Annotated in this window: 1 protein-coding gene; it reads right to left on the reverse strand. The window is 57.2% G+C overall.

Annotated features, from left to right (window positions below; translation table 11 throughout):
• A partial coding sequence (locus BFP96_RS00390; protein WP_371914752.1) for an immunoglobulin-like domain-containing protein occupies window positions 1-201 on the reverse strand: 201 nt, incomplete at both ends.

A 201-nucleotide genomic window follows, 5' to 3' on the forward strand; every position in this document is an offset into this window, starting at 1 on the left:
CGATGAACACGTCATCGCTTGGCGCAGGGACGGTCACAGTGCCGACGGTTTCACCGGCTTTAATGGTGATCGACGAGCCATTATCAAGTTTCAGCGTAACGTCAGTGCCGGCCTTGTTGCTCAAGGTTGCGGTGTACGTGATCTGGCCACCTTCGTTGACTGCGCTCGGCGCGGTCAGGGTAACGGTGGTGGTGTTATCAG

Source organism: Pseudomonas sp. 34 E 7 (genome assembly GCF_900005715.1).
In the GTDB taxonomy this organism is placed as follows: Bacteria; Pseudomonadota; Gammaproteobacteria; order Pseudomonadales; family Pseudomonadaceae; genus Aquipseudomonas; species Aquipseudomonas orientalis_A.